The organism is Leptolyngbya sp. PL-A3 (genome assembly GCF_039962325.1).
Classification (GTDB): domain Bacteria; phylum Cyanobacteriota; class Cyanobacteriia; order Elainellales; family Elainellaceae; genus Vacuolonema.
In genome coordinates this window covers 110,844-125,903 of the sequence record NZ_JAMPLB010000006.1, presented here as the reverse complement: position 1 = coordinate 125,903, position 15,060 = coordinate 110,844, and the positions used below count along the sequence as shown (strand labels likewise).

The window sequence follows — 15,060 nt, the reverse complement described above, 5'->3', positions numbered from 1 at the left end:
GAAGGGGGTGCGAGCGTCACCCGCACCCCCTTCTCTGAAGTTTTATTTAGACAGCAAGTTTCTTACAGCGCTTTGCGCTTGGATCAGCCACAGTTGTTTTTGCGGGAGCAGTGCTCCGCGCGGCTCTCACAAAAACAACCAGATTTTAAATGCTTGAAAAGCGCTGTAACTCAGTCATGGTTGCCTCGGCCTCGAAAACGCCCCTAACCCAAACTGAGGTTAACGAAGCTCCTGGGATTGAAGCTGCTGCTGTAATTGTTGAGCTCTCCCAAAAGTGGGTGTAATGGCTAACGCTTGTTGAACTTCTGCCAGGGCTTCATCCATTTTACCCTGTCGGCTAAAAATGATTGCCAGGTTGTAGTGAGCAAGTGTGTAGTTGCTGGCGGGTGCCTCTACACGTTCAGGAAGCTCTAAAACTTGATGAAATACATTAACGGCATCATCCAGTTGATTGATTTGAATGTAGGCCAGCCCTAAGTTGATGTAAGCATCATCAAATGTTGGATCAACACGAGTGGCATTCTGATAAGACTGAATAGCCTGCTCAAACTGGCCATCTCTATGGAATAAAACCCCTTCTTCAAAATAAGATTCTGCCGATTCAAACTCAACCTGCGCCAGGTTCCACGGAACTTGAGAATTAGATTTATTCACCCATAACGTCGTTTGTAGTTGAATATCGGGTTGCGGGGTCGTTGGTTGTGCAACCCCTAACAAACAACCAACACTATAAACACCACTACATACCGCATTTGCTAAGAACATTTCACATCATCCCAAACGATAATTTATTAACTCAGTATTCTGAATGAATATAGCGTTCCTATTTGAGTTGTGAAATAGTTTGCGAGTAATAGAATGAGCAAAGCCCACTCTATTACTCACAAACTACAGCGCCTTGCGCTTGAGTCAGACACAGTTGTTTTTGTGAGAGCCGCGCGGAGCGCGGCTCTCACAAAAACAACCAGGTTTTAAGCGCTTGAAAAACGCTGTATGAAGGATTCCCACAGCTTTGAAGGCGTATGCAAAATTAAGGGTTTCAGCAAAAACATTTGAGATTTCTAGCGGACCAAATACAGTTGTAGACGGGGCAGAACTGCCAGGGTTCCCATAAAACTCTGCCAGCTCAAGAATCGAGTGCCTGAATTACGCGGCGCTACAGCAAAATCCTGTTCAGTTAAGGCTGTTATAATGCTCACTTGACAAGGCAATTTCAGATCAGTGATTGCTTGAAAAGTGATTTTAGGGTGCGCCGAGCTAAATCAACCGTCCTTAACCCTTCTCCAATACTCTCTTAAATTAGCAACGGTTAACCTCCGTCTATAGGGCAGAGCTAGGTCTATGCGCGTTTTGTTACTGTATCCTCTATTTCCTAAGTCCTTCTGGTCATTTGATAAAACCCTGGAACTAATCGGGCGGAAAGTATCTTTACCACCGTTGAGTTTGACGACCGTTGCCGCGATTCTGCCCCAATCCTGGGAATTTCGTCTGGTAGATCGCAATGTGAAGTATGAAACCGGAGCTGACTGGTCCTGGGCCGATCTGGTGATTATTTCCGGCATGATCGTGCAGAAAGAGGACATGGTGTTTCTGATTGAGTTGGCCAAGCGGAAGCGGAAACCCGTTGCCGTGGGTGGGCCTTACGTCACGTCCGTCCCCGAGGTGGCCCAGGAAGCAGGTGCCGACTTTCTAGTGTTGGATGAAGGAGAAATTACTTTGCCGCTCTTTGTCGAAGCCTTGGAGCGCGGCGAAACATCTGGCATTTTCCGATCCAATGGGGAAAAGCCCGACGTGACGACAACCCCTATCCCTCGCTTTGACCTGCTGGATCTGAATGCCTACAGTGACATGTCGGTTCAGTTTTCGCGCGGGTGCCCCTACCAGTGCGAATTCTGCGACATCATTGTGCTGTATGGCCGCAAGCCCCGCACGAAAACTCCAGCTCAATTGCTGGCAGAATTGCAAGCCTTGTATGACCTGGGTTGGCGGCGATCGGTCTTTGTGGTCGATGACAACTTCATCGGCAACAAGCGGAACGTCAAGCTATTGCTGCAAGAATTAATTCCCTGGATGGAGGAACGGGATTACCCCTTCACCTTTGTTACCGAGGCATCCGTTGATCTGGCACAAGATCAGGAATTACTGGATTTGATGGTGACAGCTAATTTCAATGCCGTTTTCCTGGGCATTGAAACTCCTGATACCGACAGTTTATCCCTGACGCAAAAGTTTCAAAATACCCGTAATCCATTAGTGGAAGCAGTTCAAACTATTAATCAGGCAGGTCTGCGGGTGATGGCCGGGTTCATCATTGGCTTTGACGGGGAAAAATCGGGAGCGGGCGATCGCATCATCGATTTTGTTGAAACCACTGCCATTCCCCAGGCTTTTTTCAGCATGCTGCAAGCGCTACCTAACACAGCTCTGTCGGAACGACTGCAAAAAGAAGGGCGATTGTTGAGTGACAAAGAAGAAGCCAACATTCACCAAACAACCTTGATCAACTTCGTTCCCACGCGACCTGTTGAAGAAATTGCTGAGGAATATGCCCGTTGCTTTTGGGAACTCTATGATCCCCATCGCTATCTGGCACGGGTCTACCGTCACTTTATCAACATGAAGGTGGAATCGCGTAAGAAAAAGGTGCCCCTGCCAGAGTTTGCAGATTTGCGGGCGATCGCCCTCATCTGCTGGCGACAGGGGCTCAAGCGCAACACTCGCTGGCAGTTCTGGCAGCAGCTATTCTCTATCCTGCGCCAAAACCCCAGTGCGTTTGAATACTACCTGACCAACTGTGCCCACCTGGAGCATTTTCTCGATTATCGACAAATTGTACTTCGGGAGATTGAGGCTCAATTGGCGAATTACGAGCCGATTGAACCAGAGGTAGAGGCTGTGGAAGTACCTGCCAGTCGTTAACGAATAAAAAAAGACGACCTGCTGCACATTGTGCAGCAGGTCGTCTTTTGGGATTTGTCATGATTATGATTGGGGCTTCTCGCTGAAGATCAAATAGGCTGCCCCAGCCAGCAACATTGCCGCAAAGAAATAATTGCGTGTGACTGGAACTTTCATGTAGCTGACGCTAAACCCGGCAAAGACAATCATCGTAATCACTTCTTGCATTACTTTGAGTTGCGGCAAGCTGAAGTATTGGTTACCCAATCGATTGGCAGGCACCTGGAAACAGTATTCGAAAAAGGCGATCGCCCAACTGCTGGCGATCGCAATCCACAGCGGCGCGCTCCTGAGATCCTTCAAATGCCCATACCAGGCAAATGTCATGAATACATTAGAGATAAACAGGAGGATAACGGGACGCAACATAGAATGCCTTTGGACGTTAGGTTAAGGGAATTGCAAGCCTAGATATAGCAGACCTGGCTTGGGTGTCAACTGAAGGTGAAAAACCAGATAAGGCTTTCAGGATGGAATGGCTATAACCACCTGTAGGAAGGGGTTTTGCCCCTATCCCAACCTCACAACTAAAAGGCTCATTCAAACCCGCTCTTACTATCGGCGGTGAATGGGGGCGATCGCCATCGATGGTAAGGACGGGTGCCAAAAATAAGTGATGTGCCTGGTTTACAGCAATGTTAGACAGGCCTGTGTATTAAGGAGATTTCTGAGAAACAATATCCCCATTATTTGGAAAAAAGGCGCGGCGAAGCCGCGCCTTTTTTCCAAATAATGGGGATATTGTTTCTCAGAAATCTCCTAAGGCTGTTATTGTTGATGCGATCGCTCTCACGGCAACTCTACACCAACCAACCACAGGAGTGACACGTCTCCACCTTTCCCGTGAGATACTGATCTCAGGTGACTGAGCACGTTTCATGGTAAATCGGTTCAAAATTGGGACGCGGATTGGTGCAGGATTTGCACTGGGGATAGCAATTTTAACCACGTTGGGTGTCGTTTCTTATAGAACTACCACCAATCTGATCCGTAACTCGCAACAGGAGAAGGACTCCTATCAGGTTTTAGGCTATCTCAATGAACTGGAAGCCGAACTGGCAAACGCTGAAACAGGACAACGGGGTTATCTCATTACTGGGGAACCCCGATATCTGGAACCCTACAATAATGCCTTAAAAGCGATCGACAACAAATACGAGGCATTGCGCCAGCTAACCACAAATGATCCTGACGTTCAAAGCCGCCTGATAACGCTAAAGCCCGTCATTGAGGCAAGGTTGGCCAGAATGCGAGAGGGCATTCGGTTACGAGAGATGGCTGGGTTTGAGGCGGCGCAAGAATTTGTTTTAACCGATCAGGGGCGGCAACTCATGCAAGAGATCCGCACCCTCATTGTAGAACTGAGACAACAAGAGCAGAATTTGCTCCAAGAGCGAACAACTCAAGCACAACTGGCTGCCCAACAGACCGTTAACACGATTGCTTACGGCGTTCCAGCATCTATTGTTGTGTTGTCGCTGGTGGGTTGGGGTTTGTCTCGCAACATCTCCAGGCCCCTACGGAAACTTTCAGATACAGCCGAACAAATTGCTGATGGTAATTTGGCGATCGCCCTCCCACGCAGCGCTGCCCAAGATGAGACAGGCGTTTTAACCCGCACCTTCAATCAGATGGTTGTGAATCTGCGAGAAACAATTCAGTCAAACGAAAATCAGCGCTGGCTAAAATCTAACCTGGCCGATTTGTCCCAGCGGTTGCAGGGGCAGCGTAACCTGGAAGCCTTAGCTGAAATTGTTTTGACCTATGTCGCACCCCTCGTCAGTGCTCAACAGGGTGTATTTTACCTATTTGATTCGGCCGGTGAGGCACCTCGCTTAAAACTGTTAAGCAGCTATGCTTACCAGGAACGCAAGCATCTGGCAAATGAGTTTCGTCTGGGGGAAGGGCTGGTCGGCCAATGTGCCCTGGAGAAGCAGCGAATTTTGCTGACAGAGGTACCAGGAGATTACGTTCGCATTCGTTCTGGCTTAGGAGAAGCCCCGCCGCTTAACATTGTGGTGCTTCCCATTCTGTTCGAGAAACAGATTAAGGGTGTCATAGAACTGTCCTCTTTCCAGCGGTTTGAGGAACTTCAACTCACGTTTTTGGAGGAAACCAGTAATGTGACAGGCGTGATGATCAATGCGATCGCCGCCTATCTCCAAACCCAAAAATTGTATGAGCAATCGCAGGTTTTGACCGATGAACTGCGGCACCAGCAGGAAGAACTGCTGCAAAGCAATCAACTGTTAGAAGAACGGACTCAATCTTTACAAGAATCGGAATTAGTTCTGCAACAACAACAGGAGGAGTTGCAGCAATCCAACGAAGAGCTGCAACAGCTGAATGAGGAACTGGAAGAAAAAGCTGAATTACTCGAAACTCAGAAGCAACAGGTTGAACGGAAGAACCATGAAATCGAACAGGCCCGCCAGGAACTGGAGGAACAGGCCCGTCAACTGTCGCAGTCATCCCGATACAAGTCAGAATTTCTGGCTAATATGTCCCATGAATTGCGAACGCCCCTCAACAGCCTGCTCATTCTGGCAAAGCTACTGAGTGACAATAGTGATGGCAATTTAACAGATAAACAGGTTGATTATAGTCGCACGATTTATTCTGCTGGAACTGACCTGTTATCGTTGATCAATGACATTCTCGATATGGCAAAAATTGAGTCGGGAATGATGCAAGTCTCGGTTGAATCTCTCGCGCTCACAGCCATTCAGGCCGAGTTAGAAAGAACATTCCAACCGATGGCGTCCAGCCGAGGGCTACAGTTTGAGGTCAGGCTGGATGCACCGTTGCCAACAACCATCTCCACGGATCCAAGACGGTTGCAGCAAATTCTGAAAAACCTTCTTTCTAATGCGATTAAATTCACCGAGCAGGGCAGTGTTACGGTGCGAATCTACCAGGCTATGGTGGGCCGAGTAGGCTTCGCAGTCAGTGATACGGGAATTGGCATTCCCCTCGAAAAGCAGCAAACCATTTTTGGTGCTTTTCAGCAGGCCGATGGTACGACCAGCCGCAAATACGGTGGCACTGGTTTGGGATTGTCTATCAGCCTGCAACTGGCTCAATTGCTGGGTGGTTCCCTTGAGTTGGGAAGTCAGCCCGGTCAGGGGAGCACGTTTACACTTTACCTGCCGGAGCAATATACTGCACCGTCGGCTGATGCTGAAGTCCTTCATGTGAAAGCACCGATCGCCGATCGCCCAGCAATTTCTGCCGAAACGAGACAATTCTCTCCAGTAGCACCTGCTCCGCCGCTATCACTTCCAACTCTTCCCCCTGGGCTTGAGGACGATCGAGCCAAGCTACAACCCAGTTCTTTCCAGCGGCAAGAGCCAACAGACCGGGTCTTACTGGTGATTGAGGATGATCCCAACTTTGCACGGATCTTGCTGGATATGGCGCGGCGGCAGGGATTCAAAGTGTTAATTGCCCTACATGGACAGTCGGGGTTGGAACTGGCGAGAAAATTTGTTCCCAATGCTATCACTCTTGATCTGCATCTACCGGATGTCGAAGGCTTGACCGTATTGGAGCAGTTGAAGCAAGACCCAGCCACACGTCACATTCCTGTGCATATTCTCACGGTGGATGACCAGCAGCAGCAGGAATTTCAGATGGGGGCGATCGCCCATATCCAGAAGCCGGTTTCACCCGAAATCTTGACCCAAACCCTGATCGGTATTAAGCAGTTTGTCGAACGTCGAGTACGGCATCTGTTGGTCATTGAAGATGACCCGATACAGGCCCAGAGCATTATTGAACTGATTGGTGGGGGCGATGTTACCAGTACGGCTGCTCACACAGGCGCTGCTGCGCTGGAACTGCTACGCTCTCAGCCCTGTGACTGTATCGTGCTCGATTTGGGTCTACCGGATATGAATGGTTTTGATCTCATTGAACGGATCAAACAAGAACCCGCACTGGCCCGGTTACCCATTATTGTTTACACCGGAAAAGATTTAACCGAAGCTGAAGAAACCCAACTGCGTCGTCTGGCTGAAACCATCATTATTAAAGATGTGCGATCGCCAGAGCGATTACTGGATGAAACAGCATTGTTCCTCCATCGAGTGCAATCACATCTTCAACCTGGCCAACAGCAAATATTAGAGCGCTTGCAGCACAATGACCCCGCTCTAACAGGCAAAAAAGTTCTCATCGTAGATGATGATGTACGGAATATCTTTGCACTGACTAGCTTGCTGGAACAGTACGAAATGGATGTGCTGTTTGCAGAGAATGGCAGAGCCGGTATCGAAATGCTACAGGCGAATCCCGATGTGGGCATTGTTTTGATGGATGTGATGATGCCAGAACTGGATGGATACGAAACCACGCGCTTGATCCGGCAACAAGAACGCTTCCGAACGCTTCCCATCATTGCTCTGACCGCTAAAGCGATGCAGGGCGATCGCGAAAAGTGCATTGAAGCGGGAGCTTCAGACTACATCACAAAACCCGTCGATACAGAACAGCTCCTAACGCTGCTGCGCCTATGGCTGTATCAGTAATCCATGCGAGCTTTTCTGGCGCAAAATCCACTTTTTGAGATATATCTTAACTCTGTGATTGGGAGACAATAGAACATGACTCTCACTAGCCTTTGGCTAAAAACTGTTCATCTCGATTGTCTCTTTTCACTGATTTTATGGTTCCGGCGGGGGGATTAAAACCAGAAGATGTTGAAGTTCACTTACTGGTAGAGGGCTTATATCGTCGATATGGTTATGATTTTCGCAATTATGCGCAGGCTTCTCTAAAGCGCCGAATTCATAACTTTCTGAAGGTTGAAGGGTTACCTGGCATCTCTGCTCTGCAAGCTCAGATTTTGCACGACCCCGCTTGTGCTGAACGCCTGCTCCTGGGGCTAACGGTTAATACTACGGCAATGTTCCGTGATCCGAGTTTCTACATTGCCTTCCGCCACCAGGTGGTACCATTACTACGCACCTATCCCTTCATTCGCATTTGGCATGCAGGATGCTCTACAGGGCAGGAAGTTTATTCGATGGCAATCCTATTGCAAGAAGAGGAGCTTTATCATCGCTGTCGGATTTATGCCACCGACGCCAATGAGAAAGTTTTGCAAACGGCAAGGAATGGCATCTACCCTCACAAGCAAATGCAGGAATACACCCAGCTATACTTAAAAGCTGGAGGAAAGCGGACCTTCTCAGAATATTACACGGCCAGTTATGGCAATGTGATTTTGCGTCCTTCCCTGCGAGAACGGATTGTTTTTGGTGAGCACAATCTGGTAACAGACGGCTCTTTCAATGAGTTTAATGTCATTATTTGCCGCAATGTGCTGATTTATTTTAATCAACTATTGCAAAATCAGGTGCATGAACTTTTTTATAACAGCTTGTGTAAATTCGGTATCCTGGGCTTAGGTAAGCAAGAAACCATTCGCTTCACAAAATATGAAACTGCCTATGAAGATTTAGTGAAAGCTGAACGGCTTTATAGGAGGCGTAGTTAGTGGCATATGAGCTGGTGGCAATTGGTACATCTTTAGGAGGATTATCGGCCTTAAAAACTTTGCTAGGGTGTTTTTCGAGAGATTTTCCTGCTGCCGTTGCGATTGTTCAGCATCGTCATAAAGAGTCAGACAAAGCATTGAGTTCCTTTCTGCAACAATTTACGGTACTTCCAGTGCATGAGGTGGAAGATAAGGAACGCATTCAGGCAGGGAATATTTATTTTGCCCCGGCAGATTATCATTTATTAGTAGAATTTGGTTACTTTTCCTTATCCATCGACGAGCCCGTCTCCTATGCTCGTCCTTCCATCGATGTACTGTTGGAGTCTGCAGCTGATGCCTATGCCGAGCGAGCTATTGGAGTGATTTTGACAGGAGCCAATCAGGATGGAGTACGGGGGTTATCGGCCCTCAAGGCACGAGGTGGTAAGACGATTGTGCAAGATCCAAATACCGCAGAAAGTCCAGTTTTACCCAGTGCGGCGATCGCTGCGGTAGACGTAGACCAGGTTCTACCACTCACGCAAATTGCTCCTTACTTAATTCACCTTTGCGAATCGGCACGAGGCTAACCATGCAGACCGATCCAGTCAACATCCTGCTTGTCGACGACCAACCAGAAAACCTGGTGGCGCTAGAAGCGATTTTGGGTGAACTGGGGGCTAATCTGGTGAAGTCAACATCTGGGGAGGAGGCATTGCGCTGTCTGCTTTATGACGACTTTGCTGTCATTCTGCTAGACGTACAAATGCCACAGATGGATGGGTTCGAGGTGGCAACTCTGATCCGTAGCCGTAAGCGATCGCGAGATACCCCCATTATTTTTCTCACAGCCTTTAGCAGCAGTGAACAATTTATGTTTAAGGGCTATGCTCTGGGTGCGGTCGACTACTTGATCAAACCCATTGCACCCAACGTGCTGCTGTCAAAAGTTGCTATTTTTATTGAACTGTTCAAAAAGACCGAAGCGTTGCGGCAGAAAACAGAGATTCTGCAACAACAGACTGAAGCACTGCAACGGCAGGCCAATCAATTAGAAGCCATCAATGCCGAACTCCAAATGAGCGAAGAACGTTTTCGCTTACTCAGCACCTGCTCCCCTGTGGGGGTGTTTGTGACCGATACTGCTGGCGATTGCATCTATACTAATCCACGCTTTCAAGCTATTTGTCATTCTGCCGAACCCACTCCCTCCCAGAGTTGGTTAGCATCTGTTCACCCGGATGATTTGGCTACGGCCTGCTCAACCTGGACGGCTTATCTACAGGAAGGGCAAGAGTATTCACAGGAGTTTCGGTTTCAAGCGGATGGAGAGACCATGCATTGGGTTTCCGTTCGCTCTGCTCGCATGGTGTCTGAGCAGGGAAAATTTTTGGGTTATGTTGGCACCGTTGAAGACATTACCGAGCGCAAGCAAGCCGAGGCTGCCAATGCCCAGGTAATTCGTGAACAGGCGGCCCGTCAGGAAGCAGAAACAGCTAACCAGATGAAGGATGAGTTTATTGCCATCCTGTCTCATGAACTACGTACTCCGCTCAATGCCATTTTGGGCTGGTCACGTCTATTACAAGCGGGCAACCTGAATCCGCAGAAAACGGATTACGCTATCAATACCATTGAACGCAACGCCACCGCCCAAGCAAAACTGATTGAAGACATCCTGGATGTTTCGCAAATCATCCGTGGCAAACTACAGCTCAATCGTCAGCCTTTAAATCTAATTACCATCGTTCAGGCCGCTCTGGAAACCGTTAGGCCTATAGCAGACGCAAAGGCGATCGCCCTAACAACCCACTTCCATGATTACTCTCGCATAGAGGTGATGGGAGATGCCTTGCGATTGCAACAGGTCATTTGGAATTTGCTGACCAATGCCATCAAATTTACGCCAACTCAGGGGCGGGTGGACGTTGATCTATCTATTGTGACCTCTTCCTCAGAAGCACAACTCCATCAGGAACAGCCCATGGCCCAATCCTATGCGCAGCTTCGAGTCGTCGATACTGGCCTTGGCATCAGTGTCGGCTTTTTGCCCCATATCTTTGATCGATTTCGTCAAGCTGATAGCAGTACCACCCGGTCGGAGGGTGGCTTAGGGTTGGGACTGGCGATCGTTCGCTATTTGGTGGAACAACATCAGGGGTCTGTGTGGGCAGAAAGTCCCGGTTTAAATCGAGGTGCAACTTTTACCGTCGCCCTTCCTCTATTGCAATCCATTTCCCATCCGGCATCCCATTCTGTGCAGGAAAATTCTTCCTCACAGAATGAAACCCACACTCTGACGGGTATGCCTATTCTGATAGCTGATGATGATGCCGATAACCGCGATTTTTTAGCATTCCTTCTGGAATCCCAGGGAGCCGTGGTTACGACTGCAACCTCTGCGGTGGAAGTTTTGGAACGGATAGGCTCCATTCATCCAGCGATCTTCTTATGCGACATCAGTATGCCCGATATGGATGGCTACGCTTTGATTGAGAAGATTAGAACGCAATTACCGGACCCTGAGGCGCACATTCCGGCGATCGCCATTACAGCTCATGCTCGCGTTTCGGATCAAGCCCACGCCCTGGCGGCCGGGTTCCAGTGTCATCTGCCCAAACCCATCGAACCCGAAGTTTTGATCCGAACCATTCTTCAGTTAACAACCAATTAATTCTGTAAATTAGGCTTCCTGCGTGAATCGTTGCGCCGGTTTATACAGAAAGAGGTGTGGGATGCTTTGCATCCCACACCTCTTTTATGGTTAATCTGGCTCAGACCTGTTACATCAACCGAGCTACTTTCCGACCCGAACACCGGATCGACGCACGATCGCATCAGCCGTTACTGCCAGTAGTAGCACACCGCCCTGGACCATGCTCTTCACACTCTGATCCTGGTTGAGCAGGTCAAGACCATTATCGAGACTGCCGATAACCAGCGCACCCAGCACTACCGCCCACACCGAGCCACGCCCGCCGAAGAGACTGACCCCGCCAATCACGGCAGCGGCGATCGCATTTAACAACAGCGTTGAACTGACCTGCGTTGCCACAGCAGTGCTACGGGACGTTAGCATAATCCCGGCCAGAGCGGCCAGGGTAGAGGCCAGCACGAAAACCGTGAGTTTCATCCGTACCACATTGATGCCTGCACGCCGCGCTGCTTCTGCATTACCGCCCACAGCATAGAGATGGCGACCAAAGGTGGTCTTCTTCAGGATTAGCCAGAAGACAACGATGATGCCCAGAGAAATTAACACCGCCTGGGGTACGCCCTGATAGGAATTAAACAGAGCTACGAGAATCAGGGTAATGGCCAGCGCCCCTCCAATTTGCAGAGCCAGTTGAGGCGTGGGCCGCACCGCTAAACCTGCAGACTTTCGCCGCTGCCGCTCGTACCATAGGCCTGCCCCATACAGTGCCACCAGAATCAGCGGAATCACCCAGCCCAGCGCGTCATTCAGGTAAGTGGGAGCCAGAGAACGAATGACCGGGTCGCGCACGATGAGCGTTGTCTGATCGCCCATCACGAGCAGCAAAAATCCGGCATAGCCGATAGAACCCGCCAGGGTCACAATAAACGATGGCACCCTCAAAACAGCAATAAAAATACCGTTGAGCAAGCCAATCAGTGCCCCTGCCCCCAGAGCCGCCAAAATTGCCACCCACGGGTTTGCATTTTGATAGACCGATAACACTGCCATAATGGCCGCGCAGGCTTGAGCTGCTGCGGCTAAACTCAGGTCAATTTCCCCTAACAGCAAAACCAATACCGCTGCCACACTCAAAATGCTGATAACAACAATTTGTTGCGTCAGGTTTGACAGGTTACGGGCCTGTAGAAAGACACCGCTTGTCGTCACTTGGAAATAAATGGTGATGAGTGCCAGGGTCAGCAATACGGGAATAAAACCCATATCGCCGCGCATCAGCGATCGCAGGCTAAAAGTGCGTCGTCCGCTGGGCTCTTCAGGTGGTTTATGGGAAGCGACGGCTCCTTGGGCCTGGGTCGTTTCCTGATCTACACTTTTCATTGCTTCACTTCCCTTATGCAATATCACTAGCGGACACCACCGTAGCCCCTGTAATGGCTCCGATCACCTCTTCTCGGCTGGCAGTGTGTGTGTTAAAGGTGGCAATCTTCTGGCCCAACCGCATAACCTGGATGCGATCCGTCACTTCAAAAACGTCATGGAGGTTGTGGGAGATGACCACTACGGCCAAGCCCTGTTCCTTCAGTCGATGAATCAGGTTCAACACTTGGCGTGTTTGAGCCACGCCAAGCGCGGCTGTCGGTTCATCCAGCAGCACCACCTTGGGATTCCGGAGAATCGTTTTGGCTACAGCAATACATTGCCGCTGCCCACCGGAAAGGGTAGCAACCGCCGATCGCACAGAGGGAATCTTTACATCCAGAGTCTTTAGGACCTCCAGAGTTTGGCGCTCCATCTCGGTTTCATCGAGCACCTTCAGTACACCGGGAATCAGGGACTTGTAGGCCTCACGCCCCAGCCACAAATTTCCTACCACATCCAGGTTGTCACACAAAGCCAAGTCTTGATAGACCGTTTCAATGCCCAACTGGGTTGAATCTTGAGGACTTTGAATGGTGACGGGTTGGCCGTCAATTAAAATTTGGCCTTGATCCGGAACATACGCCCCTGACATGGTTTTAATCAGAGTGGATTTACCTGCCCCGTTATCGCCCACCAGGCCTACCACTTCACCAGCGTAAACGTCGAAGTCCACATTCTTCAGAGCGTGGACACCACCGAAAAATTTATTAATGCCACGAAGTTCCAGGCGGGGAACAGAACCCTGAGGCGATCGCCCTTCTATCGTGACCGATTGAGCACTATCTGTCATAAGAATGAATAGGTTTATTAAGGAAGGAACGGAGAGGCACCCACCAGAGTGCCTCTCCAGAATGTTCAATCTGGTTTTATGGGCAGATGCCGCCAGCCCCAGCAGGGAGCCCATTACAGACCTGCTCCAGGGTCAAGAAGCCGTCTTTGATAACGGTGTCTTGCACATTGGTTGCGTCTACCACAATTGGGGTTGCCAGAACGGATGGAATCTTGGCTCCCCCGGTGACTTCTGTTTCGCCATTGACGATGTCGCCCGGGTCTTGCCCCTGGCTTAGAGCCGCTACGAGGCGGGCTGTTGCACGAGCTTCCTCAACAATGGGTTTATAAATCGTCATCGCCTGATCGCCCGTGAGGATGTTTTGAATCCCCGTCACAGTGGCATCTTGCCCAGTCACCAGTACTTTGCCATTCAATCCCTGGCCTCGCAGTGCGGCGATGACTGTATTTGCCATACCATCGTTGGCGGCGTAGGCAATCTGCACATTGTTGCTTTCCTTCGTCAACACACCTTCCATCAAGGTTTGAGCCTTGTTATTGTCCCAGTTGGGGGTGTACTGGTCATACACTAACTTCAGGTCGCCACTGTCTACCAGGGGTTGAATCTGGCTCAGTGCTCCCTCACGGAACAGCAACGCGTTGTTGTCTGTCTGTGAGCCGTTGATCATGGCAATGTTAGCCCCTTTTTGCAGGTCAAACTTGCCCGCTTTATACTGCTCAGCGATGTATTGCCCCTGTAGTTCACCAACCCGCCGGTTGTCAAAAGACACGTAGTAAGCCACATCTGGGTCTTGAATGACGCGGTCATAAGCAATCACAGGAACACCACTGGATTTCGCTGACTGCACGATGACAGAAGCTTGCTCACTATCATTAGGGTCAACGACCAGAATGCACGCGCCTTTTGTCAGCGCAGCTTCTGCCTGGTTCTGCTGGGTGTCAGCATTGTTGTTCGCGTTCGCGTATTGAATAGTAACGCCGGGTAGTGCTGCTTTAATTTCCTGCTCTAGCAAGGGACGGTCGTACGCTTCATAGCGGGCCGATGAGTCTGACTCAGGCAACAAAACACCAACATTCGTACACCCTTTAGCAGCAGAGAATTGCTCAGCTACGGCATTCGTATCCGCACCACTGTTACGGGAGCCGCCACTGCAGGACGCCAGCAGCATCAAGCCTAGTAAAGGAAGCGATCGTAAAACACTCTGACCTAACGTGAACATCGGTGTATTCCTCTTAAAGTAAACAGTGTGGCGTATTTAGAAAACCAGAATGAGCTGTTTAGCAGCTCAGCGACAATGAAGCACAGTAAGCAAAAAATCACGCAATCGAGAGGCGGATGTTCAGGATATTGCTCTCATTTCATCGTCAAAAAACAAGCAAATCTCACGTTCTATTCCTAATGGAATAGGAACCTTAAGTTCATTTAGCAATCCCACTGAGGCGCATGAACCAAGGGCGTATTTCTAGTATCTCAAAAGCTTCTCACACGAGGCATACCTCTCTAGCTACCAGAGAGGAGTAGAGGAGCTTTGAAAGTGCATCAACCTTAAGCCTAAAAGCTACTAAAAATGCCAGAAAGTCATATCAAGCCTTAGACCTTGACTCGAATCTCTAACAACTTCAGGCATTAGGACAGGCGGTCTGCGAATTTGCCAATCCGTTTGCCATCTACCGTTAGTCTGATTTCTGAACGAAAACTAAGTTTTTGATGCTGAGTTAACTAGAGTGAGATGAACAGAATAATGCCTGTTTA

Annotated in this window: 10 protein-coding genes; 5 read left to right on the top strand and 5 right to left on the bottom strand. The window is 49.4% G+C overall.

Features of this window, described 5'->3' with window-relative positions:
• Positions 1-219 precede the first annotated feature (219 nt).
• The gene (locus NDI52_RS07265; protein ID WP_190773424.1) at positions 220-765 is read right to left on the bottom strand and encodes a tetratricopeptide repeat protein; all 546 of its coding nucleotides are present in this window, start codon (positions 763-765) and stop codon (positions 220-222) included.
• Positions 766-1,341: 576 nt separating this feature from the next.
• Here NDI52_RS07265 and NDI52_RS07260 point away from each other — a divergent pair.
• Positions 1,342-2,919 (top strand): B12-binding domain-containing radical SAM protein, encoded by a 1,578-nt coding sequence (locus NDI52_RS07260; RefSeq protein WP_190773423.1) that lies wholly within the window; start codon positions 1,342-1,344, stop codon positions 2,917-2,919.
• 63 nt (positions 2,920-2,982) lie between these two features.
• On the opposite strand, the gene NDI52_RS07255 is transcribed toward NDI52_RS07260, so the two are convergent.
• On the bottom strand, positions 2,983-3,327 hold the full coding sequence (locus NDI52_RS07255) for a DMT family protein (RefSeq protein ID WP_190773422.1): 345 nt from the start codon (positions 3,325-3,327) through the stop codon (positions 2,983-2,985).
• Between the two features lie 509 nt (positions 3,328-3,836).
• Here NDI52_RS07255 and NDI52_RS07250 point away from each other — a divergent pair.
• The 4 genes from NDI52_RS07250 to NDI52_RS07235 all read left to right on the top strand — a co-directional run bounded on the left by NDI52_RS07250 (position 3,837) and on the right by NDI52_RS07235 (position 11,114).
• Positions 3,837-7,487, top strand: coding sequence for a response regulator (locus tag NDI52_RS07250; protein WP_190775438.1), 3,651 nt, complete (start codon positions 3,837-3,839; stop codon positions 7,485-7,487).
• Positions 7,488-7,624: 137 nt separating this feature from the next.
• On the top strand, positions 7,625-8,458 hold the full coding sequence (locus tag NDI52_RS07245) for a protein-glutamate O-methyltransferase CheR (protein ID WP_190775439.1): 834 nt from the start codon (positions 7,625-7,627) through the stop codon (positions 8,456-8,458).
• Complete coding sequence (locus NDI52_RS07240; RefSeq protein ID WP_190775440.1) at positions 8,458-9,030, top strand: chemotaxis protein CheB; 573 nt, start codon at positions 8,458-8,460, stop codon at positions 9,028-9,030. The genes NDI52_RS07245 and NDI52_RS07240 overlap by 1 nt, the downstream gene beginning before the upstream one ends.
• Before the next feature lie 2 nt (positions 9,031-9,032).
• Positions 9,033-11,114, top strand: coding sequence for a response regulator (locus NDI52_RS07235; protein ID WP_190775441.1), 2,082 nt, complete (start codon positions 9,033-9,035; stop codon positions 11,112-11,114).
• A 123-nt stretch (positions 11,115-11,237) separates the two neighbouring features.
• Here the strand turns inward: NDI52_RS07235 and NDI52_RS07230 are convergent, their stop codons facing one another.
• The 3 genes from NDI52_RS07230 to NDI52_RS07220 all read right to left on the bottom strand — a co-directional run bounded on the left by NDI52_RS07230 (position 11,238) and on the right by NDI52_RS07220 (position 14,527).
• Complete coding sequence (locus tag NDI52_RS07230; RefSeq protein ID WP_190775442.1) at positions 11,238-12,476, bottom strand: inner-membrane translocator; 1,239 nt, start codon at positions 12,474-12,476, stop codon at positions 11,238-11,240.
• Positions 12,477-12,489: 13 nt separating this feature from the next.
• The gene (locus NDI52_RS07225; protein WP_190775443.1) at positions 12,490-13,308 is read right to left on the bottom strand and encodes an ATP-binding cassette domain-containing protein; all 819 of its coding nucleotides are present in this window, start codon (positions 13,306-13,308) and stop codon (positions 12,490-12,492) included.
• Between the two features lie 76 nt (positions 13,309-13,384).
• Positions 13,385-14,527: a sugar ABC transporter substrate-binding protein gene (locus NDI52_RS07220; RefSeq protein ID WP_190775444.1), complete on the bottom strand. Its 1,143-nt coding sequence runs from the start codon at positions 14,525-14,527 to the stop codon at positions 13,385-13,387.
• Positions 14,528-15,060 lie beyond the last annotated feature (533 nt).

Excerpts from the sequence above, each read along its gene's own strand:
- NDI52_RS07265 (WP_190773424.1), bottom strand. The coding sequence starts at position 765 with ATGTTCTTAGCAAATGCGGTATGTAGTGGTGTTTATAGTGTTGGTTGT.
- NDI52_RS07260 (WP_190773423.1), top strand. The coding sequence starts at position 1,342 with ATGCGCGTTTTGTTACTGTATCCTCTATTTCCTAAGTCCTTCTGGTCA.
- NDI52_RS07255 (WP_190773422.1), bottom strand. The coding sequence starts at position 3,327 with ATGTTGCGTCCCGTTATCCTCCTGTTTATCTCTAATGTATTCATGACA.
- NDI52_RS07250 (WP_190775438.1), top strand. The coding sequence starts at position 3,837 with ATGGTAAATCGGTTCAAAATTGGGACGCGGATTGGTGCAGGATTTGCA.
- NDI52_RS07245 (WP_190775439.1), top strand. The coding sequence starts at position 7,625 with ATGGTTCCGGCGGGGGGATTAAAACCAGAAGATGTTGAAGTTCACTTA.
- NDI52_RS07235 (WP_190775441.1), top strand. The coding sequence starts at position 9,033 with ATGCAGACCGATCCAGTCAACATCCTGCTTGTCGACGACCAACCAGAA.
- NDI52_RS07230 (WP_190775442.1), bottom strand. The coding sequence starts at position 12,476 with ATGAAAAGTGTAGATCAGGAAACGACCCAGGCCCAAGGAGCCGTCGCT.
- NDI52_RS07225 (WP_190775443.1), bottom strand. The coding sequence starts at position 13,308 with ATGACAGATAGTGCTCAATCGGTCACGATAGAAGGGCGATCGCCTCAG.
- NDI52_RS07220 (WP_190775444.1), bottom strand. The coding sequence starts at position 14,527 with ATGTTCACGTTAGGTCAGAGTGTTTTACGATCGCTTCCTTTACTAGGC.